The sequence below is a fragment of the Geodermatophilus aquaeductus genome (genome assembly GCF_900182545.1).
Taxonomy (GTDB): domain Bacteria; phylum Actinomycetota; class Actinomycetes; order Mycobacteriales; family Geodermatophilaceae; genus Geodermatophilus; species Geodermatophilus aquaeductus.
On sequence record NZ_FXTJ01000002.1, the window covers coordinates 206,037 to 230,368 of the forward strand.

At 74.4% G+C, this 24,332-nt stretch carries 30 protein-coding genes and 1 pseudogene; 10 read left to right on the forward strand and 21 right to left on the reverse strand.

Annotated elements, in window-relative coordinates; translation table 11 throughout:
• Nucleotides 1-32: 32 nt before the first annotated feature.
• The 13 genes from FN207_RS06015 to prfB all read right to left on the reverse strand — a co-directional run bounded on the left by FN207_RS06015 (nucleotide 33) and on the right by prfB (nucleotide 10,906).
• Complete coding sequence (locus FN207_RS06015) at nucleotides 33-566, reverse strand: carboxymuconolactone decarboxylase family protein (RefSeq protein WP_221888069.1); 534 nt, start codon at nucleotides 564-566, stop codon at nucleotides 33-35.
• Entirely contained in the window at nucleotides 563-1,441 is an 879-nt protein-coding gene (locus tag FN207_RS06020) for an SCO6745 family protein (RefSeq protein ID WP_142457437.1), read from the reverse strand. Before FN207_RS06020 ends, FN207_RS06015 begins: the two co-directional genes overlap by 4 nt.
• Before the next feature lie 10 nt (nucleotides 1,442-1,451).
• Entirely contained in the window at nucleotides 1,452-1,910 is a 459-nt protein-coding gene (locus FN207_RS06025) for a GNAT family N-acetyltransferase (protein WP_185938210.1), read from the reverse strand.
• Nucleotides 1,907-2,920 carry a GNAT family N-acetyltransferase gene (locus tag FN207_RS06030; RefSeq protein ID WP_142457438.1) on the reverse strand — a complete coding sequence of 338 codons (1,014 nt, stop codon included), beginning with the start codon at nucleotides 2,918-2,920 and terminating at the stop codon, nucleotides 1,907-1,909. The genes FN207_RS06025 and FN207_RS06030 overlap by 4 nt, the downstream gene beginning before the upstream one ends.
• An 11-nt stretch (nucleotides 2,921-2,931) precedes the next feature.
• Nucleotides 2,932-3,342 (reverse strand): VOC family protein, encoded by a 411-nt coding sequence (locus FN207_RS06035; RefSeq protein ID WP_142457439.1) that lies wholly within the window; start codon nucleotides 3,340-3,342, stop codon nucleotides 2,932-2,934.
• A complete protein-coding gene (locus FN207_RS06040) occupies nucleotides 3,342-4,235 on the reverse strand; it encodes an amidohydrolase family protein (protein WP_142457440.1) in 894 nt (297 codons plus the stop codon). The genes FN207_RS06035 and FN207_RS06040 overlap by 1 nt, the downstream gene beginning before the upstream one ends.
• A gap of 32 nt (nucleotides 4,236-4,267) precedes the next feature.
• Entirely contained in the window at nucleotides 4,268-5,431 is a 1,164-nt protein-coding gene (locus tag FN207_RS06045) for a serine hydrolase domain-containing protein (RefSeq protein ID WP_142457441.1), read from the reverse strand.
• 59 nt (nucleotides 5,432-5,490) lie between these two features.
• Nucleotides 5,491-6,414 (reverse strand): NADP-dependent oxidoreductase, encoded by a 924-nt coding sequence (locus FN207_RS06050; protein WP_142457442.1) that lies wholly within the window; start codon nucleotides 6,412-6,414, stop codon nucleotides 5,491-5,493.
• A 10-nt stretch (nucleotides 6,415-6,424) separates the two neighbouring features.
• Nucleotides 6,425-6,901: an SsrA-binding protein SmpB gene (gene smpB, locus FN207_RS06055; protein WP_110906253.1), complete on the reverse strand. Its 477-nt coding sequence runs from the start codon at nucleotides 6,899-6,901 to the stop codon at nucleotides 6,425-6,427.
• 9 nt (nucleotides 6,902-6,910) lie between these two features.
• Nucleotides 6,911-7,927: an acyl-CoA/acyl-ACP dehydrogenase gene (locus FN207_RS06060; RefSeq protein WP_142457443.1), complete on the reverse strand. Its 1,017-nt coding sequence runs from the start codon at nucleotides 7,925-7,927 to the stop codon at nucleotides 6,911-6,913.
• A 111-nt stretch (nucleotides 7,928-8,038) separates the two neighbouring features.
• Complete coding sequence (gene ftsX / locus FN207_RS06065; protein WP_110004041.1) at nucleotides 8,039-8,923, reverse strand: permease-like cell division protein FtsX; 885 nt, start codon at nucleotides 8,921-8,923, stop codon at nucleotides 8,039-8,041.
• Between the two features lie 46 nt (nucleotides 8,924-8,969).
• A complete protein-coding gene (ftsE, locus tag FN207_RS06070) occupies nucleotides 8,970-9,659 on the reverse strand; it encodes a cell division ATP-binding protein FtsE (RefSeq protein WP_142457444.1) in 690 nt (229 codons plus the stop codon).
• Nucleotides 9,660-9,793: 134 nt separating this feature from the next.
• Nucleotides 9,794-10,906, reverse strand: coding sequence for a peptide chain release factor 2 (prfB, locus tag FN207_RS06075; protein ID WP_142457445.1), 1,113 nt, complete (start codon nucleotides 10,904-10,906; stop codon nucleotides 9,794-9,796).
• Between the two features lie 45 nt (nucleotides 10,907-10,951).
• On the opposite strand from prfB, the gene FN207_RS06080 reads away from it, so the two are divergent.
• The 4 genes and pseudogenes from FN207_RS06080 (at nucleotide 10,952) to FN207_RS06095 (ending at nucleotide 13,027) form a co-directional block, all read left to right on the forward strand.
• Complete coding sequence (locus FN207_RS06080) at nucleotides 10,952-11,239, forward strand: DUF6343 family protein (protein WP_142457446.1); 288 nt, start codon at nucleotides 10,952-10,954, stop codon at nucleotides 11,237-11,239.
• Between the two features lie 68 nt (nucleotides 11,240-11,307).
• Nucleotides 11,308-11,988 (forward strand): annotated as a pseudogene (locus tag FN207_RS06085) (NADP-dependent oxidoreductase); the annotation flags it as partial.
• A gap of 152 nt (nucleotides 11,989-12,140) precedes the next feature.
• Nucleotides 12,141-12,377: a hypothetical protein gene (locus FN207_RS06090; protein ID WP_142457448.1), complete on the forward strand. Its 237-nt coding sequence runs from the start codon at nucleotides 12,141-12,143 to the stop codon at nucleotides 12,375-12,377.
• A 56-nt stretch (nucleotides 12,378-12,433) separates the two neighbouring features.
• Nucleotides 12,434-13,027 carry a pentapeptide repeat-containing protein gene (locus FN207_RS06095; protein ID WP_142457449.1) on the forward strand — a complete coding sequence of 198 codons (594 nt, stop codon included), beginning with the start codon at nucleotides 12,434-12,436 and terminating at the stop codon, nucleotides 13,025-13,027.
• Nucleotides 13,028-13,044: 17 nt separating this feature from the next.
• Here FN207_RS06095 and FN207_RS06100 read toward each other — a convergent pair whose 3' ends face one another.
• From FN207_RS06100 to FN207_RS06110, 3 genes are read right to left on the reverse strand one after another with little or no spacing between them, the layout of a single operon-like run.
• Complete coding sequence (locus FN207_RS06100) at nucleotides 13,045-14,130, reverse strand: glycoside hydrolase family 6 protein (RefSeq protein WP_142457450.1); 1,086 nt, start codon at nucleotides 14,128-14,130, stop codon at nucleotides 13,045-13,047.
• Nucleotides 14,127-16,118, reverse strand: a complete 1,992-nt coding sequence (locus FN207_RS06105) for a galactose oxidase early set domain-containing protein (protein WP_142457451.1) — start codon at nucleotides 16,116-16,118, stop codon at nucleotides 14,127-14,129. The genes FN207_RS06100 and FN207_RS06105 overlap by 4 nt, the downstream gene beginning before the upstream one ends.
• Complete coding sequence (locus FN207_RS06110; RefSeq protein WP_142457452.1) at nucleotides 16,115-17,914, reverse strand: glycosyltransferase family 2 protein; 1,800 nt, start codon at nucleotides 17,912-17,914, stop codon at nucleotides 16,115-16,117. The genes FN207_RS06105 and FN207_RS06110 overlap by 4 nt, the downstream gene beginning before the upstream one ends.
• Before the next feature lie 441 nt (nucleotides 17,915-18,355).
• Here FN207_RS06110 and FN207_RS06115 point away from each other — a divergent pair, with 441 nt between their 5' ends.
• From FN207_RS06115 to FN207_RS06125, 3 genes are all read left to right on the forward strand, one after another.
• Nucleotides 18,356-19,594, forward strand: coding sequence for a hypothetical protein (locus tag FN207_RS06115; protein ID WP_142457453.1), 1,239 nt, complete (start codon nucleotides 18,356-18,358; stop codon nucleotides 19,592-19,594).
• A gap of 127 nt (nucleotides 19,595-19,721) precedes the next feature.
• The gene (locus tag FN207_RS06120; RefSeq protein WP_142457454.1) at nucleotides 19,722-19,952 is read left to right on the forward strand and encodes a hypothetical protein; all 231 of its coding nucleotides are present in this window, start codon (nucleotides 19,722-19,724) and stop codon (nucleotides 19,950-19,952) included.
• A gap of 226 nt (nucleotides 19,953-20,178) precedes the next feature.
• Nucleotides 20,179-20,631, forward strand: coding sequence for a hypothetical protein (locus FN207_RS06125; RefSeq protein WP_142457455.1), 453 nt, complete (start codon nucleotides 20,179-20,181; stop codon nucleotides 20,629-20,631).
• 44 nt (nucleotides 20,632-20,675) lie between these two features.
• Here the strand turns inward: FN207_RS06125 and FN207_RS06130 are convergent, their stop codons facing one another.
• Entirely contained in the window at nucleotides 20,676-20,858 is a 183-nt protein-coding gene (locus FN207_RS06130; RefSeq protein WP_110906267.1) for a hypothetical protein, read from the reverse strand.
• A gap of 161 nt (nucleotides 20,859-21,019) precedes the next feature.
• Here FN207_RS06130 and FN207_RS06135 point away from each other — a divergent pair, with 161 nt between their 5' ends.
• The 3 genes from FN207_RS06135 to FN207_RS06145 all read left to right on the forward strand — a co-directional run bounded on the left by FN207_RS06135 (nucleotide 21,020) and on the right by FN207_RS06145 (nucleotide 22,273).
• Complete coding sequence (locus FN207_RS06135; protein WP_142457456.1) at nucleotides 21,020-21,532, forward strand: DinB family protein; 513 nt, start codon at nucleotides 21,020-21,022, stop codon at nucleotides 21,530-21,532.
• An 88-nt stretch (nucleotides 21,533-21,620) separates the two neighbouring features.
• Nucleotides 21,621-21,863, forward strand: coding sequence for a FitA-like ribbon-helix-helix domain-containing protein (locus tag FN207_RS06140; RefSeq protein ID WP_142457457.1), 243 nt, complete (start codon nucleotides 21,621-21,623; stop codon nucleotides 21,861-21,863).
• Nucleotides 21,860-22,273, forward strand: a complete 414-nt coding sequence (locus FN207_RS06145) for a type II toxin-antitoxin system VapC family toxin (RefSeq protein ID WP_221888070.1) — start codon at nucleotides 21,860-21,862, stop codon at nucleotides 22,271-22,273. Before FN207_RS06140 ends, FN207_RS06145 begins: the two co-directional genes overlap by 4 nt.
• A 30-nt stretch (nucleotides 22,274-22,303) precedes the next feature.
• Here the strand turns inward: FN207_RS06145 and FN207_RS06150 are convergent, their stop codons facing one another.
• From FN207_RS06150 to FN207_RS06165, 4 genes are read right to left on the reverse strand one after another with little or no spacing between them, the layout of a single operon-like run.
• Nucleotides 22,304-22,768 (reverse strand): hypothetical protein, encoded by a 465-nt coding sequence (locus tag FN207_RS06150; RefSeq protein WP_142457458.1) that lies wholly within the window; start codon nucleotides 22,766-22,768, stop codon nucleotides 22,304-22,306.
• The gene (locus FN207_RS06155) at nucleotides 22,765-23,163 is read right to left on the reverse strand and encodes a TadE/TadG family type IV pilus assembly protein (RefSeq protein WP_142457459.1); all 399 of its coding nucleotides are present in this window, start codon (nucleotides 23,161-23,163) and stop codon (nucleotides 22,765-22,767) included. The genes FN207_RS06150 and FN207_RS06155 overlap by 4 nt, the downstream gene beginning before the upstream one ends.
• Entirely contained in the window at nucleotides 23,156-23,374 is a 219-nt protein-coding gene (locus FN207_RS06160; protein ID WP_142457460.1) for a hypothetical protein, read from the reverse strand. The genes FN207_RS06155 and FN207_RS06160 overlap by 8 nt, the downstream gene beginning before the upstream one ends.
• 30 nt (nucleotides 23,375-23,404) lie before the next feature.
• Nucleotides 23,405-24,325 carry a type II secretion system F family protein gene (locus tag FN207_RS06165; protein WP_142457461.1) on the reverse strand — a complete coding sequence of 307 codons (921 nt, stop codon included), beginning with the start codon at nucleotides 24,323-24,325 and terminating at the stop codon, nucleotides 23,405-23,407.
• Between the last annotated feature and the right edge of the window lie 7 nt (nucleotides 24,326-24,332).

Here is a 24,332-nt window from a genome sequence, read left to right on the forward strand (position 1 = left end):
CTCGTGTGACGCACACCATAGGGAGCCGGAGGTCAGCCGGGAACCTCCCCGTCCGGCGGTGGCACGTCCATCGCCACGAGGAAGCGGGCGACCATCCCGTAGGCGCCCACGAGCACGGTGAGCTCGACGACCTGGCGGTCGTCGAGGTGCCCGCGCACCGCGGCCAGGACCGGGTCGGGGACGGCGACGTCGCGGGCCGAGGCGTCGGTGAAGGCGAGGACCGCGGCCTGCGCCGGCGTCCACACCGGCTCGGCGGTCGGGTCGCCGGTGCGCAGCACCCGCAGGTGCAGGTCGGTGAGCCCGGCGCGGCGGGCGATCGGCTCGTGCGCGGCCCACTCGAACGCCGCCCCGGTGAGGACGGCGACCCGCAGGACCACCAGCTCGCGCAGGTCGGCCGGCAGCGTCGTGCTCCCCCGCAGCGCGCCGAGCAGGGCGTTCCAGCCCTCGGCCACCGGCGGGCTGTGCAGCAGCAGCCGGTCCAGCGCGGTGAGGACGCCCCCGCGCCGGGCGCGCAGCAGGTCGGCGGTGGGTCCCTCGTCGGGGCCCTCGGGCAGGCGGGGGCTCACCGGCCCGCGAAGACCCCGGCCGGATAGGCGCCGTTGGCGACGAGGTTGGCCGACAGCCGCTTGCCCAGCTCGATCACGCGGGCCGTCCGCTCCGGGCCCAGGTGCGCCCACGGTGCCGTGGCCAGCGCGTCGGTCTCGGTCTCGAGGTCGGCGCGCAGCTGCCGGCCGGCCTCGGTGAGCCGGTCGCCGTCGAGCAGGCCGCGCTCGGCCAGGCGGGCCGCGGCGGCGTCCCAGTCCTCGTCGCTCCAGCCGCGGGTGGCCTTGGCTGAGGCGGGCAGGAACCCGCGGCCGGTGGCGGTGTGGGTGACCAGCGCCTCCAGTCCCGACAGCCCGGCCCGCACCAGGAGCGCGACGTGCCCGTCACCGCGCCACTCGCGCAGCAGCGAGGTGGCGTGCCACAGCCGGGTGACCGTGTCCTCCGGCCAGGGCAGGTCGGCGTGCCCGGCGTACAGCGGGCGGCCCTCGGCGGTCAGCACGGTGCACGCCTCCACCAGCAGGCCGGTCAGCTCGGCCACCTCGGGGGCGGCCGCGGCCTCCTCGCCGCCGAGCAGCCGGGTGAGCGAGGCGCGGGCGGAGGCGGCGCGGGCCGCGACCACCTGCTCCGGCGAGGCGAGCGTCCACGCACGCGGGATGTGCCTGCCCACGATCGCCGGCGAGAAGTTGGAGAAGGTCGCCGTCACCACGCCCGGCCCGACGGCGCCCATCGGCGCCGCGCGGCCGGCGAAGTAGACCATCCGCCCGGGCCGCAGGCCGATCGCCGTGAGGTGCTGCTCGGTCTCCGGCACGAAGTACACGTGGTTGTGCAGGGGCTCGACGGCGCGGTGGGCCCGGCCGACGAGGGCCGGGTCGAGGACGGGCTGATCGGCGCTGACCATGCCGTGGACCCTAGCCAGCGGCCGGGACCGCCGTCCGCCGGTACAGCAGATAGGCGCCGTCCTCCCCCGCCGGCGCGAAGCCCGCCGCCTCGTACAGGGCGCGGGCCGGGTTGTCGCGGTGCACGCCGAGGCGCACCTCCGCGTGCCCGGCCGCCGCGGCCTGGCGGGCGCACTCCTCCAGCAGCCGGCGGCCCAACCCCCGGCGAGGGAAGGACGGCAGCACCTGCAGGGTCACCACCAGGGCGGCACCGTCCTCGGGCGTCCACACGACGAACCCGGCCGGCGTGCCGCCGACCTCCAGCACGGTGGTGCGGGACAGGTTCGCCCGCCACAGCGCCCGGTTGCGGCCGAGCGCGGCGGTCCAGACGGTCTCCTGCCCGGGCTCGACGTCGCGGATGTAGGCGCGCTCGGCCTCCTCGACCAGCGGCAGGTCGGCCTCGGTCGCCGAGCGTGTCGCCGGGCGGGTCACCCGCCGACGGGCGGGACGGCGAGGGCCCAGGCGGTCCGGGTCCGCGCGGTGCGGAAACCGACCCGCTCGTAGAGGGCCAGCGCCCCGGTGCTGTTCTCGCTGTCCACGTCGAGGGCGGCGCGGCCGCAGCCGGCCTCCGCCGCGGCGCGCAGCGAGGCCGCGATGGCCGCCGTCGCCACTCCCCTGCCGCGCGCCGTCGGCAGGACGCCGATCTGGCCCAGGTGCACGGTGGCCACGCCGGTGGCGCGGGTGTCGGCCTCGTACACGTACCCGAGGACGTACCCCGCGACGGCGCCGTCGACGAGCGCGAGCACCGACAGGTCGGGCCGGAAAGCCCGCTGGCCGGTGAACCAGCTGCGCCAGGCCAGCTCGTCGCGCTCGGTGGAGCCGTGGTGGGCGGTGAAGGAGGCGTTGTGGGCGCGGCGCACCTCGTCGTCGCGGTCCCAGGCGAAGGGCACCAGCTCGACGCCGGGCGCCGGGCGCACCTCCGGCACGTCGGCCAGGTCCCGCTCCATCGCGTGGTAGTACCGCTCGGCGGTGAAGCCGGCGCGCTCGAACAGCCGCGCAGCCGAGGTCATCGCCGGGTACGCCGACGCGACGAGCCGGCCGGGCAGCCCGGGCGGGGCGAACGCGGCGTGCTGCTCGGTGCCGCGGCGCACCTGCCAGTCCAGCAGCGCCCGGCCGATCCCGCGGCCGCGCCACTCCGGGTGCACGCGGCCCTCGGTCCACACACGCAGGGCGTCGCGGCCGCCGCGCGGGGCGATCGAGGTCGCCCAGGCCACCAGCCGGCCGTCGTCGGTGACCACGGCCCGGCCGTCGTGCGGGAGGTCGACCAGCTCGCGGCCCCACCACTCGGTGAGGTCGGCGGCGTCCTCGTGCTCGCCGGTGTCGTCGACGGCCTCGGCCGCCTCCAGCAGCTCGGCCGCGGCGTCGGCGTCGGCCAGGGTGAGCAGCCGGGCCGTCAGGCCGGCGGGGAGGGCGGTCGGGTCAGCGGAGAGCACGTCGGACACGGGCCGTCACGCTAGGCGGGCTCCCCCGCCGACGGCGACCCGTTTGTCAGCGACACGAACAGGCAGAACGGGTGGCCGTCGGGATCGGCGTAGACGCGCACGACCTCCTCGGGGTCGTCGTAGCCCCCCAGGCGCCGGGCGCCGGCCTCCTCGGCGAGCGCACAGGCGGCCTCGAGGTCGTCGACCTCCAGGTCGAGGTGCGTCTGCATCTGCTGGGTGCCCGGCTCCGGCGGCCACACCGGCGGCACGTGGTCGCGCTCGAACTGGAAGGACAGCCCGGTGCCGCCGTCGGCGGGGCGCAGCGTCGCCCACCCGTCCTCGTCGTCGCGGAGCCGCCAGCCGAGCAGCCGCTGGTAGAAGCGGGCCAGGGCACGCGGGTCCGGGCTGCCGAGCACGGCGGCGGTGAGGTGGAACTGCGGCATCAGCCCTCCAGTGCGAACAGCCGGGCGCCGTTGTCGTGCAGCACCGCGCGCAGCCAGTCCTCGCCGAGGTCCAGTCGGGAGAGTGCGGCCAGCTGCTCGGCATAGGGGTACGGGATGGACGGGAAGTCGCTGCCGAGCAGCACCTTGTCCCGCAGCGCGGCCAGCCGCGGCCGGTCGGCGGGATCGAAGGGCATCAGCCGCTCGGTGAAGTCGGTGGCGAACATCGTGGTGTCCAGGTGCACCCGCTCGTACCGCTCGGCGAGGTCGAGGAAGTCGCGGTACTCGGGCATGCCGAGGTGGGCGATCACCAGGCACAGGCCGGGGTGCCGCTCGAGCAGGCCGGTCATCGGCGCGGGCCCGGTGTGCTCACCGCGCAGCGGCCCGGACCCGCAGTGGATGACCACCGGCGTCCCGGTCTCCTCCAGCCGCGCCCAGACGGCGTCGAGGAGAGGGTCACGCGGGTCGAAGCCGCCCACCTGCACGTGCACCTTGAACACCCGCACGCCGCGGTCGAGCGCCTCGGCCACGTAGTGCGGCGCCTCCGGCTCGGGGAAGAACGTGGCCGACGACAGCACCCGCGGGTGCGCGGCGGCGAACGCGGCCGACCAGTCGTTGAGCCACGCGGCCATGCCCGCCTTGTGCGGATAGGGCAGCGTCGGGAACGCGCGCACGCCCAGCCGGCCGAGGACGGCGAGCCGCTCGTCCTCCGCCAGCGGGTAGTGCACCGGCCAGGCCGCCCCGTAGTGGGTCTCGGCCGCCTCGAAGTAGGACCACACCTTCGCCTGCACCCGCGGTGGCAGGAAGTGCACGTGCACGTCGACCAGGCCGGGCAGGCCGAGTTCGCGCCAGAACCGCGGGACGTCGTCGTCGTCGACGGGCGGGAGGGGGCTCATCGGAGGGAACGTAGCGCTCCCCGGCCCTCCGCTCAGCGGGAGCCCGGCGAGACGGCGGCGCAGGTGGCCAGCTCGAACACGTCGTGCAGCTGCTCGAACTGCTCCGGTGCGCTGTCGGGGGTGATCTGTCCGTTCACCGACACCGTCACCGTCCGCCGGCCGTCCGCCGTGGCGGCCGCGAACTGGGTGTACCCGGCGGTGTTGCCGGTGTGCCCGTAGACGGTGCCGCAGCGGGTGTCGTACCGGAACAGCCCGAGGCCGGCGGAGTTGTCCCCCGGTCCCGGCGGCTCCGACGACCCCGGGCGGAAGCGGAACTGCTCGGCCCGGGTCCACCGGTCGGTGAAGGCGCCACGGACGTCCGCGCCGATGAAGCGGGCCATGTCGGCGGGGGTCGACACCACTCCTCCGGAGGCCCACGTCCAGCCCGCGGCGAACGCCGTGCTCACGTCCTCGGGCGGCTGCTCCGACACGTCGTAGCCGGAGATGTACGGCACGGGGAGGGCGGAGTCCTCGGGCAGGCTGGTGTGGGACAGACCGGCGGGCTCGAGCACCTCGTCGCGCAGCACCTCGGCGTAGGTCCGGCCGGTGGCCGCCTCGACCATGAGCGCGACCGCGATGTTGTCGGAGTTGGAGTACCGGTACTCCGTTCCCGGGGGGAACAGCAGATCCGGGTCCTCGACGTAGGACAGCAGGACGCGGTGGTCCGACGGCGCGTCCTGCAGCGAGGCGAGCAGTGCGTCGCGGAACCTGGGGCTCTGGCTGAAGTCCGGGATGCCGCTGGTGTGCCCGAGCAGCTGGCGCAGCGTGACCTCCGACCACTCCTCCGGTAGGTAGGGGGTCAGGTCGGCGACCCGATCGTCGAGGGAGAGGACCCCGCGCGACACCAGCGACAGGGCCGTCGCGGCGCTGTAGGCCTTCGCCACGCTCGCCACCCGCATCGCGTCGCCGGCGTCGGGCGTCCGGCCGGTCTCCGTGTCGGCGACGCCCGCGGTCAGCACGTGGAGTCCGTCGTCGCGGCCCAGCGTCACGATGGCCCCGGGTGGCCCGCCGGGCTGCCGCACCAGCTCGTCGAGGGCGCTCTGCAGGCCTCCGGTCCGTGGCCCGTCGTGGGCGACCGCGGGCGCCGCCGCGGCGACCACGCAGAGCCCGGTGACCAGGGGCGCGAGGAGGACCAGGGCACGCCGTCGTCTCAGCATCCGCCGAGCCTCGCGGGGCCGACGGTGCGCCGACCAGGGTCTTCGGGTCCGCCGGCCGGCTACCGCAGCGTGACGACGACCTTGCCGCGGACGTGCCCGCCGGCCACGAGGTCCTGCGCCTCGGCGGTGCGCTCCAGCGGGAACGCCTTCGCGATCGCCACGCGCAGCTGGCCGGCGTCGGCCATCCGGCCCAGCTCCTCGAGGTCGTGCCGCTCGGGCCGCACGAACACGTAGCGCCCGCCCATGTCGTTGACCGAGGGGTCCACGACGCTGGCGACCCGGGAGACGTCGCGCACCTGCTTCGGCGCATCGGCCAGCGCCTCGCCGCCGTTGAGGTCGAGGACGGCGTCGACCGGTTCGGACAGCTGCCCGCTCACCGGCCCCGCCGAGTAGTCGAGCACCTCGGCGGCGCCGGCGTCGCGCAGGAAGCCGTGGTTGCGCGGGCTCGCGGTGCCGATGACGTGTGCGCCGAGCGCGGCGGCGATCTGGACGGCGAAGAAGCCGACCCCGCCCGCGGCGCGGTGGACCAGCACGCGGTCGCCCTCGCCGACCTCGAGCACCTCGGTGAGCGCCTGGTAGGCGGTGAGCCCGGCCAGCGGCAGCGCCCCCGCCTCGGCGAAGGACAGCGACTCCGGCTTGTGCGCCAGGCAGCGCTGCGGCGCGGGCACGAGCTCGGCGGCGGTCCCCCACTGGACCTCGTCGCGGCGCAGGTACCCCATGACCTCGTCGCCGGGCGCGAAGTCCACGACCGCGGGCCCGACCGCCTCCACGGTGCCGGCGAGGTCCCAGCCCGGGACGATCGGGAAGTGGTGCGGGAAGAGCCCGGCGAGGTGGCCCTCGCGGATCCCGACGTCGACCGGGTTGACGCCGGCGGCGTGGGTGCGGACGAGCACCGTGTCCGGGCCGACCGGCGGCTCGGGGAGGTCGTCGCGCAGCGTCAGGACGTCCGAGCCGCCGAACCGGTCGTAGGCGATACCTCTCATGCGGGCCCGATCACCTGCGCCCCTTCACGTAGCGGCCGAAGGCCTTCTGGATCTCGCGGCGGGAGTCCCGCTCGGCGAGGTCGTGGCGCTTGTCGTAGGACTTCTTGCCCTTGGCCAGCGCGAGCGTGGCCTTGACCTTGCCGTCCTTGAAGTACAGGTCCAGCGGCACGAGCGTCAGGCCGCCCTCGCGGGTCTTGCCGACCAGCTTGTCGATCTCGTCGCGGTGCATGAGCACCTTGCGCTTGCGGCGCGGGGCGTGGTTGGTCCAGGTCCCCTGCGTGTACTCGGGGATGTGCACGTGCTGGAGCCACACCTCGCCGTCGTCGACGGTGGCGAAGCCGTCCACCAGCGACGCACGGCCGGCACGCAGGCTCTTGACCTCGGTGCCGGTGAGCACCAGGCCCACCTCGTAGGTGTCGAGGATCGAGTAGTCGTGCCGCGCCTTCTTGTTCTGGGCGATGAGCTTCCGCCCCTGTTCCCGCGGCATGTCCCCAGGTTACCGGGGTCCGGCGGCGGTGATCTCGCGCCGGAGCTGGCCGTACGTCGGGGCCTGCACCGGGAGGAACGCCGCCTCGCGCACCCGCCGGGCGGTGTCGCTGCCGACGAGGTAGCCCGAGCCGCCGGCCACCGCGGTCTCCAGCCGGACCGCCTCGGCGGCGACGTCGAGGGCCGCCAGCCGCAGCGCCGCGAGGTCGCCGGGGTGCACGCCCACCCGGTCCCCGGCCAGGTCCTCCAGCCGCCGGCCGACGTCGTCGCGGCGCTCGCCCAGCGCGGTGGCGTCGGGCCGCAGGACGGTGGGCAGGTGCCCGGCGGCGGCGGAGAGCGCGGCGTCGGCGACGCCGAGGGACAGCGCGGTCTGCAGCAGCAGCATCGCCGGGCGGCACACGGCCATGAAGGCGGCCAGGTCCTCGCTGAGCACCTGCCCGGGCCCGACGGCGACGCCGTCGAGGTGCAGGCCCCCGGTGCCGGTGCCGCGCAGGCCGAGCAGGTCGTGCGGCCCGGTCGGCGTCACGCCGGCGTCGGTGCGCCGGAACAGCACGACCACGCGTCCCTCGTCGGCGGTCCGCGCGGGGCTCACGACGACGGCGTCGTCGAAGAGGTTGGACGCCCAGCCGACGGTGCCCGACAGCCGCCAGCCCGCGCCGTCGCGGACCGCGGTGATGGGCAGCGTGCCGGTGCCGGCGAGGTCGGCCACCGCCGGGGCGAGCGCGGTGGCCCCGGGCACGGTCCCGGCGCGCAGCTCGGCGACCAGCCCGGTCAGCGGCTCCGGCGGCGGGCAGCAGCGCAGGTACTCCAGCACCATGCGCTGCGACCACGCGGCGAACGCGGTGGCCAGCGACACCGCCGCGAGCTGGCGGAGCATCCGCACCGAGGCCAGCAGCGCGACGGTCGGGTCGTCGTCGTCCGCGCCGAACGCGCCGACCTCCCCGAGCCGGCGCAGGGCGGGGCGGACGTCGGCCCGGCCGGTGTCGAGGTCGTCTGCCGTGGCACCAGGGGCCGTCGTCGTCGTCATGGCCCCTGCCTACCCCGCACCGGCCCCCGACGCGCGAGATCCCGTGATCTCGTCCGCCCCGGGGACCGGAGGCGTGCGAGATCACGGGATCTCGACGGGAGGGGAACCGGACTACAGGCGCACGTACAGGCGCAGCGTCACGTACGCGGCGACCGCGGCCAGGCCGACGCCGGCGGCACCGATGACCGGGGCGATCGTGGCGATCGCGCCCCAGTCGACCGGCGGGATGATGCCGGCCTTGATCGGCCCGGCCAGCGTCTTGTCGACGAAGAGCACCTTGGTGAGCACCAGGCCGCCGACAGCGAGCAGCGCACCGATCAGCCCGGCGAGCGCCGCCTCGAGGATGAACGGCAGCTGGGTGTACCAGCGCGAGGCGCCGACCAGCCGCATGATGTTGGTCTCGTTGCGGCGGTTGAACGCGGCCAGCTGGATCGTGTTGGAGATCAGCAGCAGGGCCGCCAGTGCCTGCACCACCGCCACGGCGATCGTGGCGTTGCGCGCGCCGTTGAGCAGGCTGAACAGGCGGTCGAGGAAGTCGCCCTCGTCGCGCACCTGGTCGACGCCGTTCTGCCCGTTGGGGAACTCCGCGGCGATGACCTCGTAGCGCTCGGGGTTGACCAGCTCCACGCGGAAGCTCTCCGGCAGCGCGTCCGGCGGCGTGTTCTCGACCAGCTCGGGCTGCTGGGAGAACTGCTGCTGGAAGCGGGCGTAGGCCTCCTCCTTGGACTCGTACAGGTAGTTCGCGACCTCGGGCGAGTCCGACAGCTGGGCCTCGATGGCGCTGCGCTGCTCGTCGGTGACGTCGTCGGCCAGGAAGATGGAGACCTGCACCTTGTCGTAGTAGATCTCCTTCATGTCGGAGATCATCCCGGCGATGAGCAGGCCGGTCCCCATGAGACCGAGCGAGATGGCCGTGGTCAGGATCATCGCGACCGTCATGGTCAGGTTGCGACGCAGCCCGGTGGCCACCTCGGAGAGGACGAAGTTGACGCGCATGGATTCCCTGTCGTGAGGTGCAGGTCGAGGTGAGCGGAGGGGTGCTCTACCGGCCGACGCCGTAGACGCCGCGCGTCTGGTCGCGGGTGATCTGGCCACCGTTGAGCTCGATGACGCGGCGGCGCATCGAGTCGACGATGTGGTAGTCGTGCGTCGCCATGATCACGGTGGTGCCGGTGCGGTTGATCCGCTCCAGCAGCAGCATGATCCCCTCGCTGGTCTCCGGGTCGAGGTTGCCGGTGGGCTCGTCGGCGAGCAGCACCAGCGGCCGGTTGACGAACGCGCGGGCGATCGCGACCCGCTGCTGCTCACCACCGGAGAGCTCGTGCGGCAGGCGGTTGGCCTTGCCCTCGAGGCCGACCATCTCCAGCACCTCGGGCACGACCCGCTTGATCGTGCGGTGCGGCTTGTTGATGACCTCGAGGGCGAAGGCGACGTTCTCCGACACCGTCCGGTTGCGCAGCAGCCGGAAGTCCTGGAAGACGCAGCCCATCGTGCGGCGCAGCTTGGGCACCTGCCACTTGCTCATCGTGTTCAGCGTCTTGCCGTTGACCGTGACCGTCCCGCGGGTCGGGTCGTCCTCCTTGAGCAGCAGCCGGAGGAAGGTCGACTTGCCGGAGCCCGAGGAGCCGATGAGGAAGACGAACTCGCCCTTGTCGATCTCCGTCGACACGTCATCGAGGGCCGGCCGTGCGCTGGCCGGGTAGAGCTTGGTGACGTGTTGCAATTCGATCACGAGGGGCCACGGTACCTGCCCGGAACCGCACGATGGTCGGTTCTCGCGGAGACGCACCGGCGCTTCTTGCCGACCCGCCCTCCTACCCAGCGGGATCGCCCGGGCAACCTCGTCAGGCTGTGACCGAGCCGACCCTAGTTCGCCGGGACGGCCTCCTGCTGGCGGCGCCACCGGATGCCGGCCTCGATGAAGGAGTCGATGTCGCCGTCGAGGACCGCCGACGTGTTGCCGGTCTCCTGCTCGGTGCGCAGGTCCTTGACCATCTGGTACGGGTGCAGGACGTAGGAGCGCATCTGGTTGCCCCAGCTGCTCCCCTCCCCCTTGAGCGCGTCCATCTCGGCGCGCTGCTCGGCCTGGCGGACGGCCAGCAGCCGCGCCTGCAGGACCCGCAGCGCCGCGGCGCGGTTCTGGATCTGGCTCTTCTCGTTCTGGCAGGACACGACGATGCCGGTGGGCAGGTGGGTGATCCGGACGGCGGAGTCGGTGGTGTTCACGCTCTGCCCGCCGGGGCCCGAGGACCGGAAGACGTCGATCCGGATCTCGTTCTCCGGGATGTCGACGTGGTCGGTCTGCTCGACGACGGGCAGCACCTCGACGCCGGCGAAGGACGTCTGCCGCCGGCCCTGGTTGTCGAACGGCGAGATGCGCACCAGCCGGTGGGTGCCCTGCTCGACCGAGAGCGTGCCGTAGGCGTAGGGCTGCTTGACCGCGAAGGTGGCCGACTTGATCCCGGCCTCCTCCGCGTAGGAGGTGTCGTAGACCTCGACGGGGTACCTGTGCCGCTCGGCCCAGCGCAGGTACATCCGCATGAGCATCTCGGCGAAGTCGGCCGCGTCGACGCCGCCGGCCTCCGAGCGGATGGTCACCAGCGCCTCGCGGGAGTCGTACTCGCCGTTGAGCAGCGTGCGGACCTCGAGCTCGTCGATCTCCTTGCGGAGCGCGTCCAGCTCCCGCTCGGCCTCGGCGGTGACGGCCTCGTCGGACTCCTCCTGGGCCATCTCGTGCAGCACGCCGACGTCGTCGAGCCGGCGGCGCAGCTCCTCGACCCGCCGCAGGTCGCCCTGCAGGTAGGAGAGCTTGGAGGTCAGCGCCTGCGCGGCCTCGACGTCGTTCCAGAGGTCGGGCGCGGCGGCCTGTTCCTGCAGCTCGGCGACCTCGCGGCGCAGCCGCTCGACGTCGAGGACGGACTCGATGCTGGAGAGGGTCGTGTCCAGTTCGTCCAGGACGACGGAGAAGTCTGCGGCCACAGCGATCCAGGGTAGTGCGCTCTCGTCCAGGGGTACCGGCAGCGCATGGAGGAACCTCGCCGGAAGCGGACCCGCGAGGAGTACGAGCAGGGGCTCCCCGGCTACCACGACCCGACCGCGGGGATCGGCGGCGCGGCCCCCGCGCAGTCGGCGCTGACGCTGCGCCTGGTGCTGGCCGCCTTCGGCCTGGTGTTCTGCCTCGTCGCCGGGATCCTGTGGCTGGCCACCGACCTGCCCGCCTGGCCGGCGGTGCTGCTGTTCGTCTTCGCCGCGGTCGCGATCGTGGACCTGGTGGTCGTGGCCCGCAGGAAGCTCCGGGGCGAACCCGGCTGAGTCGGGAACGTGTCGGCGGTCACGGCGGTTGCAGCCGCACGTCGACCGCCGACCGGGAGGAGCGCGGGGTGCGCGCCGTCGTGTACACGGAGTTCGGGGAGCTCGACGTGCTGCACGTCGGGGAGGTGGAGGAGGTGCACGCCGGGCCGGGGCAGGTGCGGATCGGCGTCCGTGCGGCGGGCGTCAACCCGTTCGACTGGAAGGTGGTCACCGGCCTGATGGCCCGCGGCGAGCGGCCCGCCGGGCCGACCGTGCCGGGCGTGGAGGCCGCCGGGGTGGTCGACGAGGTCGGCGAGGGCGTGCACGGCGTGCAGGCCGGCGACCCGGTGTTCGGCCTCGGTGGGGCGACGGCGGCCGAGCACGCCGTGCTGCGCGCCTGGGTGCCGAAGCCGCCGGAGGTGTCCTTCGAGGTCGCCGCGGGGCTGGCCGTGGCCGGGGAGACCGCCGTCCGGGTGCTCGACCTGCTCGGCCTGCCGCCGGGGCGCACGGTCGTCGTCGACGGCGCGAGCGGCGGCGTCGGCACCGCGACCGTGCAGGTCGCCGTCAGCCGCGGGCTCGGGGTGATCGGCACGTCGTCGGCGACCAACGCCGACTTCGTGCGCTCGCTCGGCGCGCTGCCCACCACCTACGGCGAGGGTCTGGTCGAGCGCGTGCGGGAGATCGCGCCCGACGGGGTCGACGGGGCGGTCGACACCGCGGGCCGGGGGTCGGTGCGCGACCTGGTCGCGCTCACCGGCGACCCGGGGAGGGCAGGCGGCCAGCCGCTCCTCGACGAGGGTCCGCGTGTAGCCGGCCAGCCAGTCGGCGTCCGGACCGGTGACGACGACCTCGCAGCACTCGACGCTGTCCACCTGCCCATCGTGGGGTGCGTGCCCGGGGGCGCGCGGGGTAGGGCCCGCCCATGAGCGACGACCTGACACTCGACATCGACGGCGAGCAGTACGTGCTGCGGCAGGGCGGCGAGGGCCTGCAGGTGGGCCGCCGCAACGGCGGCGACGTGGCCTGGCTCGACGACGTCGACCCGGCACTGCTGCCCGAGGACGCCCGCGCGGCGCTCAGCGAGGGCGACTCCTCCAACGAGTCGCTGCGCGTCGCGATCAGCGGGATCGTGCAGGCCGAGGTCGAGCGCGGCGGCTGACCCGGACGCCCGTGCGGGCGGCCACCGCGGTCGCGGTCACGGCCTAGGGTGCCGCCGTGACCGCGACCCGTGAGGACGAGACCCTCCGCGGCGACGACCGCTGGGGTGAGGACCTCTCCGGCGAGTCGTTCGTGCGCTGCACCTTCCTCGACGTCGACCTGTCCGAGACGACGTCGGTGGGCGCGACCTTCGAGGACTGCACGTTCACCGACTGCCGGTTCTCCGCCGGCCGGCACGAGGCCTCGGCGTTCCGCGGCTGCCGGTTCACCGCGTGCTCGTTCACCACCGCGGAGTTCACCGACTGCACGTTCCTCGGCAGCGCCTTCGCGTCGTGCTCGCTGCGGCCGCTGCGGGTGAGCGGCGGCGACTGGTCCTTCGTGTCCCTCGTCGACGCCGACCTGCGCGGCGCTGTGTTCGCCGGCGTGAAGCTGCGCGAGGCCGACCTGCGCGGCGCCGACCTCACCGGGGCCACCGTCACCGGCGCCGACCTCTCGGCCGCCGCGCTCGAGGGCAGCCGCTGGGCCGGCGCGGACCTGCGCGGCAGCGACCTGTCGGCGTTCGACCCGCGCGAGCTGCCGCTGGACGGTGCCCTCATCCGCGCCGAGCAGGCCGTCGTCCTCGCGCAACTGCTGGGGCTGCGCGTCGGCTGAGGGGCCGGCGCGAGGCGTCAGTCGGTGACGAGGTCGGCGGCCGACTCGGGCCACCACTGGCCGGCCGGCGGGCCGCCGCCGCAGGTGCCGTCGGAGTCGCCGGGCTGCTTGACCCACAGCAGCGCGTCGAGCCGGGGGGCGTCGGGCGACGTCGTCGGCGGCTCGCCCAGCGCCCGTCCCGGCGGGTTGCACCAGCGGCCCTCGCCGCCGGGCGCGTCCTCGGGCGGGCCGGCGCCGTTGCGGCTGGTGTCGATCACGAAGTGGGCGACGAGGGTGCCGGCGGGCGCCCCCTCCTCCAGCTGCTCGGACAGCGCCAGGCCGTACTCCGCGTTGGCCTCGGTGGTCTCGTAGTTGGAGACGTTGAGGGCGAACCCGTCGGCCACGTCGACCCCGCTCTTGCGCAGGGCGTCGGCGAGCGCCGGCAGGTCGTCGATCCAGTCGGCGTTGCCGGCGTCGAGGTAGATGCGCGTCTCCGGCTGCCGGTCGAGGATCGCGACGGCCTGGGAGAGCAGGTCGTAGCGCGCGGCGGAGTCGACGCCGTCGCAGCCGGCCACCGCGTGCGGCACGGCGTCCGGCTCCAGGACGACCACCGCGGGGCGGTCGGCGAGCGCCGCGGCGAAGCTGCCGATCCACTCCAGGTAGGCGCCGGCGTCGGCGGCGCCGCCGGCGGAGTAGAGACCGCAGTCGCGCCCGGGCAGGTTGTAGGCCACCAGGACCGGCATCCGGTCCTCCTCGGCTGCGGCCCGGGAGATCCGCTCCACCACCGGGTACGGGTTGTCGGGGCTGGCGATCCAGACGGCGGTCGGCTGCTCGGCCAGCGGCGCGAGCGCCTCGGCCTCCTCGGTCCGCCCGGCGGCGCGGGCCTCGCTCACGGCGGCCGGGCCGTGCCCGGTGGGGTCGAGCCAGAGCTCCTCCCCCGCGAGCCGGCTGGACTCCTGCGGGGCGGCGGTGGCGGTCGCGGTCGCCGTGCCGTCGCCGCTCCCGCCGTCAGCGCTCCCGCCGCCGCTGCCGTCCGACCCGTTCCCGCAGGCGACCGCGGTGCCGGCCACGGCGGCCAGGACCGCGGCCCGCACCGAGCGCCGCCGGTGGAGACGGGTCCTCACGCGACGTGCACCCAGCGGGCCGGCGAGGGGACGCCGTCGGAGTCGAGCACCACCAACATGTACCAGCCGGAGGGGGTCAGCCCCTCCTCCTCGGGCACGGTGAGCTCGACCGTGCCGCTGCCGCAGCAACCGTCCGGGCAGTGCTGGCCGCCGTCGGCGGCGGTGTGGCCGGTCGCGCCCTCGGGACAGGACGCGGGCGCGACGTCGAGGGCCACCGACCGCTGCTCGGTGTCGGTCTGGTGGGTCACGGCGCTGGGCCGCATGAGCCGCGCCTCCGCGACCTCGGCCCCCTCGACGGTGACGGAGAAGCCGGTCCCCCGCGTGACCTCCTCCGGGGCGTCGGCGATGGCCGGCCGGTCCCCGGCGAACAGGTACGGCGGGGAGTAGATCTCGATCCGCGTCTCGAAGGTGCCGGTGCGGGTCTCCTCCGCGTCGGCGAACAGCGGGTCCGACCCCATGGTCATCACCCGCCCGTCGGGCAGCAGGATCGCCGTCGCGTGGTAGTTCCGGCCGATGAAGTTGCGGGCCGCCTCGTCGAGCTCGCCGGTCTCCGGGTCGTAGATCGTCGTCAGGTGGAGGTCGCTCTCCTCGTTGCCGCGGTAGTCGACCGACCCGCCGGTGAGCAGGGTGGTGTCGTCGGGCAGCGTGACGGCGTTGAGGTAGCGCACCGGGCTCGGGTAGTCCGGCGCCGGCTCGTAGCGCGGGGCCTCCTCGTCGAGGTCGACCACGTTGAAGCGCGCCGTCGACTCCGGGCTGTCGCCGACCAGGCCGCCGCCGACGATCCCGACCCGCTGGTCCTGCACCGGGGCGAGGAAGAACGACGCGCTGGTCTCGTTGTACTCGGGGTCCTCGAGGCCCGGGACGTCCTGCCAGGTGTTGTCGCGCAGGTCCCAGATCCCGGGCTGGCGCCCCTCCTCGGCCGGGCCGTAGCCGGTGTTGGAGCCGCTGTAGAAGACGCGCTGACCGTCCTCCAGCCGGAACAGCGCCGGGTAGGTCGGGAAGTAGCGGAAGAGGTCCGGCTGGTCGGTCCAGGTCCGGGTGGCCGGGTCGTAGATCTCGTTGTCGCCCGGGAGGATCCGGCCGTACTCGTCCAGGCCGGACACGGCCAGCACCCGGCCGCCGTCCAGGCCGATCAGGGTCGGGTACCAGCGCGCCTCGTCGAGCCGGCCGGTGCGCCGGTAGGTCTCGGTGGCGACGTCGAACTCGTAGGAGGCGTCGAGGCCCTGGAAGTTCTGCTTGTCCTTCGTGATGCCGGCGCCGCGGGCGTGGACCTCCCCGCGGTGCCGCGCCGGGAGGTCGGGCACGCCGAACGTGCGCTCCTCCTCGACGACGTACTCGTCGCCGGTGCCCTCGGCCTCCACCCACACGTCGGCGACGCCGTCCATGTCCGAGCCGTCGGGCATCTCGTGCGCGGCGGGCAGCCGGACCTCCTCGGTGGAGGTGTAGGTCAGGCCGCTGACGGTGAACGGGGTGCCCACGGGCAGGGTGAGCGGCTCGTCGTGCTGGTTGGTGAGCGACAGGACGCCGGCGGCCCGGTCGACCTGCTCCTCGAGCCGCTCGTAGCGGCGGGTGCCGCCGGCGATGAGCAGGTTGCCGTTGGGCAGGTAGGCGTGCCCGCCGCAGAAGAGGTCCTCGGGGGTGGGCACCTCCTTGGTGTCGCCGGTGACCGGGTCCCAGACGATCGAGCGGAAGGTGCCCGCCTCGAACCGCTCGGCGTTGTTGCCCGAGCCGGCGATCAGCAGGACCTTGCCGGTGGGCAGCAGGGCCGAGTGGATCGCCGACAGCCGGTACTCCTCCGGCAGCTCGACGGTCTCCCAGAAGCCGTACTGCGCCTTGTAGTCGTCCTGGTTGCGCTGGAAGTCGTAGACCAGCCGGTCGGCCACGTCGACGACGACCGGCCCGTTCGCCGCGACGACGCCCGTGACCGCGGCGCCGACCAGCGCGGCGTTGCGCAGCCGCCGCAGCGGCCCCGGCACCCGGCGGGTCATCGGAGGCTCTCCTGCGGGACGCCCGCGAGCTGGGCGGGCGCGACGACCTGGGTCACGACCTGGGTGACGGCCTGCGGAACGACCGGCAGGTCCTGCACGATGTTGCCCTCGATCCGGTGGGGAGAGGCCGCCGCCCGGCGGCCGGAGAACGTGGTGCCCAGCCAGCAGGCGACCGGGACGAGACACATGAGCGCGCTGAGGCCCGCCCAGGCGGAGACGGCGACGTGCACGTGGCCCAGCGGGAACGAGGCGACCAGCACCCCGACCAGCACGGTGCCCCAGGCCAGGTGCCGCCGGAAGACGCCGAGGTGGTCACCGGAGACAGCGCCCTTGCGGGTGACGACGAAGGCCGGCTCGCGCCGCCGCATCGCCTGCACCAGCGCCTGCACGTAGACCGGCGCCGACATCGCCGACATCGCCATGCCGGCCACGCCGGAGGAGCCCTCCTGCTCGTGCGGGCTCACGTTGTGCCGGCGGTTCCAGAAGTAGACGCCGAGGTGGAGCACCGCGGAGTTGACGTAGAGCATCAGCCAGATCTGCGCGGTGACCTGCAGGCCGCCGACGCCGGTCAGCAGGAAGGCGGTGAGGTTCAGCGCGCCCAGCACCCAGCTGACCGCCGACGACGGGTAGTAGGCCAGCAGCATCGTGTAGTGCGCCCGGCCGGCCCACGACAGCTTCCGGAACGAGCGGCGGAAGTGGCGGAGGATCGTCTGGTCGGCCCCGCAGGCCCACCGGTGCTGCTGGGTGAAGAAGTCCCGCCAGGTGGCCGGGCCCTCGCCGACGGCGAGCACGTCGGGGGTGTAGACGGACTTCCAGCGCGCGCCGGTCTCGGGGTTGTGCGCGGCGTGCCAGACGATGCTGGTGGCGGCGTCCTCGGTGATCGAGTCCTGCAGCCCGCCGATGGCGCGCAGCGCCGAGATGCGGACGGCGTTGTTGGTGCCGACGAACATCGCCGAGGCCAGCCGGTTGCCCGCGCGCTGCAGCACGCTGTGGAACATGTACTGCTGCGACTCCGCGCCCCGGGTGACGACGTTGTCGTAGTTGCCGTACACCTGCGGGCCGACGACGAAGGCGACGTCGGGGTCGCGGAAGTAGCCGACGAGCCGCTCGACCATGTTCGGCTGCGGCACGTGGTCGGTGTCGACCGACACCCAGAAGTCGTAGTCGTCGCCGTGCGCGTCGAGCCAGGCGTTGTAGTTGCCGTGCTTGGTGCGCGCCTTGAACCCGCCGCTGGGCTGGTTCCAGCGCTCGACACCCTTGCGGCTGAAGTGCCGGACGCCGAGCTCGGCGCACATCGCGCGGACGGCGGCGTCGTCGCCCTCGTCGAGCAGCCACACGTCGAGCGGGCCGTCGTAGCGCATCCGCAGCGCCCCCTCGAGGGTGCCGCGCACCATCTCCAGCGGCTCCTTGCCGGGGACGATCGTGGTGAGGAAGGCGACCCGCTGGCCGGCCAGGGGGGTCATCGGGACCGGGTCGCGCGCGTTGAGCGTGGCCAGCGCCAGGGTGACGACGTTGACCATCTGCAGCAGCCCGATGACGGCGACGCTGCCCAGCAGCACGACCGCGAGCACCGAGCGCCAGTCGCCGACCCACTCGGGGTGGTGCGCGGGGAGCATCAGCCAGATCAGGAAGACCAGCTCGAAGGTGAAGGCGCCGAGGACCAGCAGCCGCGCGCGGACCCGGGCCCAGCCACGGGTGACCGGCCGGAAGCGGACGCGGCCGTCGGCCGGCGGCTCCTGCAGCGGCCCGGCGAGCTCGCTGAACTCCTCGTACGGGTAGGCAGCGGCCTCAGACACGCCGGGACGTGACCAGGAGGCTGCCTCCTTCCCGGTCGGACACCAACGGGTGCGTCGCAGCCCGGCGGGGCACGGCGGTCTGGGGCAAGGCGGACCCAATCGTGAGACGGCGGTCGGGCGGTGCACGCGGCGCAGCGCCGGCGGAGGAGGCCGGCGGACGGAGGGACCGTGGCGTGCCTCAGTGAGGGACTCCGTCCCAGCGCGCCTCTGCGTGGGTCGGATCCGACCGGTCCGTTCCGTACAGCATCGGTGGATGCCGCGACGGACGGTAACCAGAGCCGATCGGCGGAGGCCAACTGATCACACGTTCGGGACCGTGTCGGCCTCGTTATAGGGGTGTCGGTCACCTCTCCCTCGGGCGACGCTCACGCTGCGTGACATCGGTGGTCCGTGCGTGCGACCTCCCTACAGGGCCCCCGCCGCCGCTACCCTCCCCGGCCCGTGACCCGACCCCCGGTGGCCGCCCGCATCCGCGGCCGCGCCGCCCTCGACCCGCGGGACCGGGAGGACGCGCGGCGCGGGCACCCCGCCGTCGACCTCACCGCGTTCGCGCGGGCCCGCGGCCTGCAGCCGCTGGGCAGCCAGAACCCCAGCGGCTACACCGCCGTGATGCCGATGGAGCCCGAGCTGCAGTCCAACGTCGTGCGCGGTCAGGTCGGCACCCGCGACGCCGTCCTGTGGCACTGGCGCTACCCGTGGCCGCTGGACGACGACGGCCCGGTCGGCTCCTACGCCTTCTCCGGCGTGGCCTCCGCGGCGCGGTCGGGCTGGCGCTCGTTCCTCGGCATCGGCGTCGACGACGACCAGTACGTCGGCGTCCCCTGCACCGGGGCGGCCGCGCTCGTACCGGAGGCCGGGCTGCTCCCCCCGCTCCGCATCGCCTGCGGTCCGGGCGCGCGGCAACCGCCCCGGCGGGCGGTGGACCTCGGCCCGTCCGGCCTGCCCGGCGCCGCGCTGGACGCCGACGGCCCGCTGCCGGAGGGGACCGCCGCGGCGCTGGTGCGGGGACCGCTCGGTGCGGTGGTGCGCGCCGGGTCGCGGTGGCCGCTGTTCGACGTCGGCTACCGGTTCGGCACGGTGGTGCTGCGCCGCAACGGCTACCTGGCCGACGAGCGCGACCTCGACGGGCTGCTGCGGATGGCCGTCGACGCGGCGGACGGGCTGGCCGGGCTGGCGCGGCCGCTGACGTCGCCGCGGCCGGTCGAGGAGCCGCTGCCGGCCCCGGGACCCGACCCGCTGCCGCACCGGCTGGTCCCGCCGGCCGCGCAGCTCGAGGCGGTGCACGCGCTCGCCCGCCGGTTCGGGCTGACGCCGGAGGACCCGCTGGCCTACACCGCCGCCTTCCCCACCAACCCGGTCCCGGGCACCGCGTGGGCGGTGCTGCGCGGGGCGCTGCCCGGCCTCCCGCCGACGACCCGGCTGGCGCTGCACACCGAGGCGCCGGTGCGGGAGGTGAACACCGGCCGCACCGCGCTGGTGCTGCCCGCCGGCGACGCCGCGCCCACGCCGCGCGGTGGGGTGCGCATCGACTCACCGGGAGCCCCGCTGCGCCTGGCGGTGTACGACGGGCTGTGGACGTTCTCGGTGCTGCGGCACCGGCCGCTGGACCTCGGCGACGTCGACCTGCTGCTGTCGGCGGGCGCGGACCTGGCGCGGCGGACCGGCGCGCTGCCCGCCTGAGCGGGCGCCCCTGCAGGGACCTCCGACCCTCTTCCGGGCCCCGCGCCGGTCCTAGCGTCGGGTCCGGACGCCGGCGCGTCGGCGTCCGGACGCCGGTCTCCGTGGCCGGTCGCTCCGGGGAGTCCCCATGAGCACACCCGTCGACCACCCCACCCCCTCGTCCGAGGGACCGGAGCCGGCCGCCGGCCGGACCGCCCAGCACACCGACGAGGACGACTACGCGAACAAGCGCGGCATCGAGGACCGCAGGTGGCTGCTGGCCATCGTGGTCATCGGCTTCATCGTGCTGGCCTTCGTCGGCATGTTCGTGCTGACCGCCCTGGGCGGCGGCACCGACTACGTGCCCTGGAACGAGTGAGGCCCCTGCCGGCGCGGGCGCGCGCCGGCAGGTACCCGTCACGCAGGCCCGAACCCGATCCGGACGCCCTCGTCACGTCGCCATGACGCGAGGGAGGGCCGGATCCCACGCTTGCCACGCGCGCGCACGCGCGAGGAGGTCACGTCATCGCATCGTCGTCCTGGCGTCTTCAGGAGGAGCCCAGTGACAGGGCTCACACCTGTTCGCTTGGACCAAGGAGAAGACGATGCGCATCCGAACCCTCACTGCTGCAACCGCTCTGGCCGCGGGAGCGACCGTCGGCCTGGCGGCCCCGGCTGCCGCGCAGCCGCCGGACCAGTCGGGCCTGGTCAACGTCAACATCTCCGATCTGGATGTACAGATCCCGATCGGGATCGCCGCGAACATCTGCGACGTCGACGTCGCCGTCCTCGTGCAGGACCTGCTCGACGATGCCGCCCAGTGCGACGCCGTGGCCACTCCCAACGCCGTCATCACGAGGCCGGCGGACGACGGCGCCCCCGGCACCCAGGAGGGGCTCGTGAACGTCAACGTGTCGAACATCGCCATCCAGGCCCCCATCGGCGTCGTCGCCAACGTCTGCGACGTGAACGTCGCCGTGCTGGTCAGCGGACTGGTCGACGACTCAGCGCCCTGCACGGGCAGCGCCGACCCGGACTCGACGATCACCCTGGTCTGACGGGTTCCACCTCCCGGCGGCGACCCCGCCGGGAGGTGGCCCGGTCACTGCTGGGCGGCGAACCGCTCGTCGAGCAGGCGGTTGACGCAGCCCTCGGCCTCGGTGACGGCGGAGGCGTTCTCCCCACTCGGGCACCGGTCGAACGAGCTGCGGGCGACGCCCAGTGCGATGTAGGCGACGGAGATGTCGTAGTCGAGCTGGTCGAAGCTGCTGACGGTCGGGCTCATGACGACCTCCTGGCGTTCGGTGCCTGTGAGCTGCACGTTAAGACGCAGGTGTGACGGTTTTGATGCGCCGATGTCATCGGCAGATGGCGATCCGTTCCGTCCGGCCCTCCCTCCCCCTAGCGTCGGCGCCGACCCACCGGAGGACGACGGAAGGCGGACCCATGACCGGTACGACGACCCTCACGCGCGAGCGGGCCGACCTCGTCGAGTCGCTGCGGAGGCACCGGGCCTTCCTGCGGTTCACCGTCCGCGACCTGACCGACGAGCAGGCGCAGCGGCGGCCGACCGCGAGCGCGCTCAACCTGGCCGGGCTGGTCAAGCACGTGGCGGCCACGGAGGCCGGCTGGGTGCGCTTCGCCGAGGGCGGCGCGGAGGCGATGCACCGCAACTGGGGCCCCGACGCCGCGACCCGGCACTGGCACCTCGCGCCTGGGGAGACGCTGGAGGACGTGCTGACGGAGTACGAGGCGGTCGCCCGGCACACCGACGAGCTCGTCGCCACGCTGCCCGACCTCGACGCCGAGCACGCGCTGCCCGACGCCCCCTGGTTCGAGGCGGGCGCCCGCTGGTCGGTCCGCCGGGTGTTCCTGCACGTCATCGCGGAGACCGCGCAGCACGCCGGCCACGCCGACATCCTGCGCGAGTCGATCGACGGCCAGAAGACGATGGGCTGACCGGCCGTCCTCAGCGGTCGACGTCGCGGTCGGTCCCGACAACGGGTCATCACAGGCAGTGCAGCGCTTGCAGCGCTAAAGTGCATGCATGGCGACCATCCAGATCCGGGACGTGCCCGAGGACATCCACCGGACCTACCGCCGACGCGCCGCGGACGCCGGCAAGAGCCTGCAGGAGTTCCTCCTGGCCGAGCTCATCGCGGGTGCGCGTGCGCAGACCCCGGCCGAGGTGGTGGCGGAGGTCCGGGAGCACCTGGAGCGGAGCGCCGGTGCGGGCTTCAGCCCCATGTCCTCGGCCGACCTCGTCCGCGCCGACCGCGACAGCCGGTGAGGGTCCTCGACGCGTCCGTGGTCATCGACGCCATGGCCGTCGCCGGACCTGCCGGGGACAGCGCCCGGCGCCTCGTCTCGGAGGAGTCATGGCTGCACCTGCCGTCGATGGCCGGTGCGGAGATCACCTCGGCGCTGCGGAGCATGGTCCTCCGCGGCGTGCTGAGCGCCGGTGACGCCCGCGTGGCCGCGGTCCGCGCGTCACGACTCCGAGCTCGGCGCTATCCGTTCGAGCCCTTCCTCGCGAGGGTGTGGGACCTGCGCGACAACGTGACCGTCTACGACGCCTGGTACGTCGCGCTGGCCGAGTCCCTCGATGCACCCCTGGTCACCGCGGACGACCGGCTACGCCGCGCCGACGGTCCACGCTGCGAGGTCCTCAGCCCCGAAGAGGCCCTCGTCGGCAGGTGATCGTGGCAGCACAGTGAGCTGTGAGCCGGCTCAGCGGTCGACGTAGCGGTCGATCTCGACGACGAACTGCCCGGTGGCGGTGTTGGCGTCGACGAACTCCGGCAGCAGCGGGATCCGCACCGTCACGGTGGCGCAGACGGAGAACTCCTCCCCGGGCGCCAGCGTCGGCGCGTACCCGCCCGCCCCGTCGTCGCACGCGACGCCGGCCGGTACGAAGGACAGCCGCACGTCGGTGGCGTCCACCGACTGGTCGGCCACGGCCAGCTGCGCCGCCCGCTCGGCCCGCGCCAGCCCGGAGCCGGCGTCGGGCGCGGTGGCCAGCGCCCGCCCGGCCTCCCGCGCGGCCGCCGTCGCCGCGAACACCCCGCGCTGCACCGCCGAGAACCCGGCGACGACGTAGACCAGCGGCACGAACACCACCAGCGCGACGAACACGAACTCGACGATCGCCGACCCGCGCTCGCCGCCGCGCAGACGCGCCCGCAGCCACCTCACGCGGCCTCCTCCACCGCGCGGCCGGTGACGTCGAGCGGCAGCAGGTCGCCCAGCCCCGCCAGCAGCGTCGGCACCGCGCCGGTGCAGCGCACGCTCACCAGCACCAGGCCGGTGCCGTCGACCCCCTCCGCCGCGGTGCACACCAGTCCCACGGCGGTGCCGGCCGACGTCGCCCGCGCCACCGTGGCCAGCGTCCGCCCGGTGGCGGCGCCGGTGGGCACGTCGGCGTTGGCCGCGTACCGGGCGCCCTCCTGCGCGCTGGCCGTCACCACGTTGCGGACGTGCACGTAGACGGCCACCTGCAGCACCGCCAGCAGCAGCACGACGACGAGCACCGAGACCAGCACGAAGTCGACGACCGCGCTGCCCCGCTCGCGGTCGTCGACCTCAGCCACCGGCCGTGACGGAGGCCAGCGCGTTCTGCACCGCCGACACGATCGCCTCGCGGAACGGCACGAGGATGGCCAGCACGAGCGCCGCCGTCATCACGGTGATCATCACCCAGCCGGGGACGTCGCCCCGCTCGGGATCGTCGTCCCGCAGCCGCGCGGCCACCCCCCTCGTCAGCGTCGCCGTCAGTGTGAGCAGCCAGGCCCAGGCCCGCATGCGTCGTCCTCCTCCGTTGTGCGCCGGCGCTCAGCGCGCCAGCGAGACGATGCTGATCAGCCCCGGGAACAGGGCGAACAGGACGGTGACCGGCAGCACCAGGAAGACGACCGGCACCATCATCTGGATCTCCTTGCGGCCGCCGGCCTCGAGCAGCCGGCGCTTGCCGGCCTCGCGGACGTCGGCGGCCTGCGCGCGCAGCACCTCGGCCAGCGGGGTGCCGCGCTCGATGGCCACGAGCAGGCCGTCGACGAAGCGGGCGAGCGCGTCGACCGACGTCCGGTCGGCCACCTGCTGCAGGGCCGTGACCAGGGGGACGCCGGCCCGCGCGCGGCCGAGCGCGCCGCCGAGCTCGCGGGCCAGCTCGCCCCCCGACAGCCGCGTCACCCGGGCGATCGCCGCCGCAGGCCCCTCCCCCGCGGTCACCGCGAGCGCCAGCAGCTCGGCGACGACCGGGAACTCTGCGAGCAGCAGGTCCTCGCGCCGGCGCACCTGCTGGGTGAGCCACCAGTCGCGGCCGAGGACGCCGCCGAGCAGCCCGGCCAGGCACAGCAGCGCCACCGACAGCACGTTGACGCCGCCGGCCAGCAGCGAGCCGACCGCGGCCACCAGCGCGGCGCCGAGCAGGCCGAGCCCGCCCCACACGACCTGCTCGACGCGGAGGTCCTCGACGGTCTGCTCGGCGCCCAGGGCGTCCAGGCGGCGCCGGACGGCGGCGCGCCCGCCGAGCACGCGGTCGACGAACCGGGCGCCGTCGGCGACCACCGGGCCGAACACGCGGCGCGCGGCGGTGAGCAGGCCCGGCTCGGTCGCCGTCCCGAGCAGCCGCGACGGCGGCGGAGTGTCGTGCACGTAGGGCGCGAGCCGGTCGACCAGCCGCACCGCGCGGAACGGCGGCGCGAAGGAGACGACCAGCAGCACTCCAACTGCGGCGACTCCGCCGAGCAGCATCCCGAAG

Bases quoted from the DNA above. Each gene is read 5' to 3' on its own strand.
- FN207_RS06020 (WP_142457437.1), bottom strand. From the start codon at position 1,441: ATGGTCAGCGCCGATCAGCCCGTCCTCGACCCGGCCCTCGTCGGCCGG.
- FN207_RS06035 (WP_142457439.1), bottom strand. From the start codon at position 3,342: ATGCCGCAGTTCCACCTCACCGCCGCCGTGCTCGGCAGCCCGGACCCG.
- FN207_RS06040 (WP_142457440.1), bottom strand. From the start codon at position 4,235: ATGAGCCCCCTCCCGCCCGTCGACGACGACGACGTCCCGCGGTTCTGG.
- FN207_RS06045 (WP_142457441.1), bottom strand. From the start codon at position 5,431: ATGCTGAGACGACGGCGTGCCCTGGTCCTCCTCGCGCCCCTGGTCACC.
- FN207_RS06050 (WP_142457442.1), bottom strand. From the start codon at position 6,414: ATGAGAGGTATCGCCTACGACCGGTTCGGCGGCTCGGACGTCCTGACG.
- smpB (WP_110906253.1), bottom strand. From the start codon at position 6,901: ATGCCGCGGGAACAGGGGCGGAAGCTCATCGCCCAGAACAAGAAGGCG.
- FN207_RS06060 (WP_142457443.1), bottom strand. From the start codon at position 7,927: ATGACGACGACGACGGCCCCTGGTGCCACGGCAGACGACCTCGACACC.
- ftsX (WP_110004041.1), bottom strand. From the start codon at position 8,923: ATGCGCGTCAACTTCGTCCTCTCCGAGGTGGCCACCGGGCTGCGTCGC.
- FN207_RS06080 (WP_142457446.1), top strand. From the start codon at position 10,952: ATGGAGGAACCTCGCCGGAAGCGGACCCGCGAGGAGTACGAGCAGGGG.
- FN207_RS06090 (WP_142457448.1), top strand. From the start codon at position 12,141: ATGAGCGACGACCTGACACTCGACATCGACGGCGAGCAGTACGTGCTG.
- FN207_RS06105 (WP_142457451.1), bottom strand. From the start codon at position 16,118: ATGACCCGCCGGGTGCCGGGGCCGCTGCGGCGGCTGCGCAACGCCGCG.
- FN207_RS06120 (WP_142457454.1), top strand. From the start codon at position 19,722: ATGAGCACACCCGTCGACCACCCCACCCCCTCGTCCGAGGGACCGGAG.
- FN207_RS06125 (WP_142457455.1), top strand. From the start codon at position 20,179: ATGCGCATCCGAACCCTCACTGCTGCAACCGCTCTGGCCGCGGGAGCG.
- FN207_RS06130 (WP_110906267.1), bottom strand. From the start codon at position 20,858: ATGAGCCCGACCGTCAGCAGCTTCGACCAGCTCGACTACGACATCTCC.
- FN207_RS06135 (WP_142457456.1), top strand. From the start codon at position 21,020: ATGACCGGTACGACGACCCTCACGCGCGAGCGGGCCGACCTCGTCGAG.
- FN207_RS06140 (WP_142457457.1), top strand. From the start codon at position 21,621: ATGGCGACCATCCAGATCCGGGACGTGCCCGAGGACATCCACCGGACC.
- FN207_RS06160 (WP_142457460.1), bottom strand. From the start codon at position 23,374: ATGCGGGCCTGGGCCTGGCTGCTCACACTGACGGCGACGCTGACGAGG.
- FN207_RS06165 (WP_142457461.1), bottom strand. From the start codon at position 24,325: ATGCTGCTCGGCGGAGTCGCCGCAGTTGGAGTGCTGCTGGTCGTCTCC.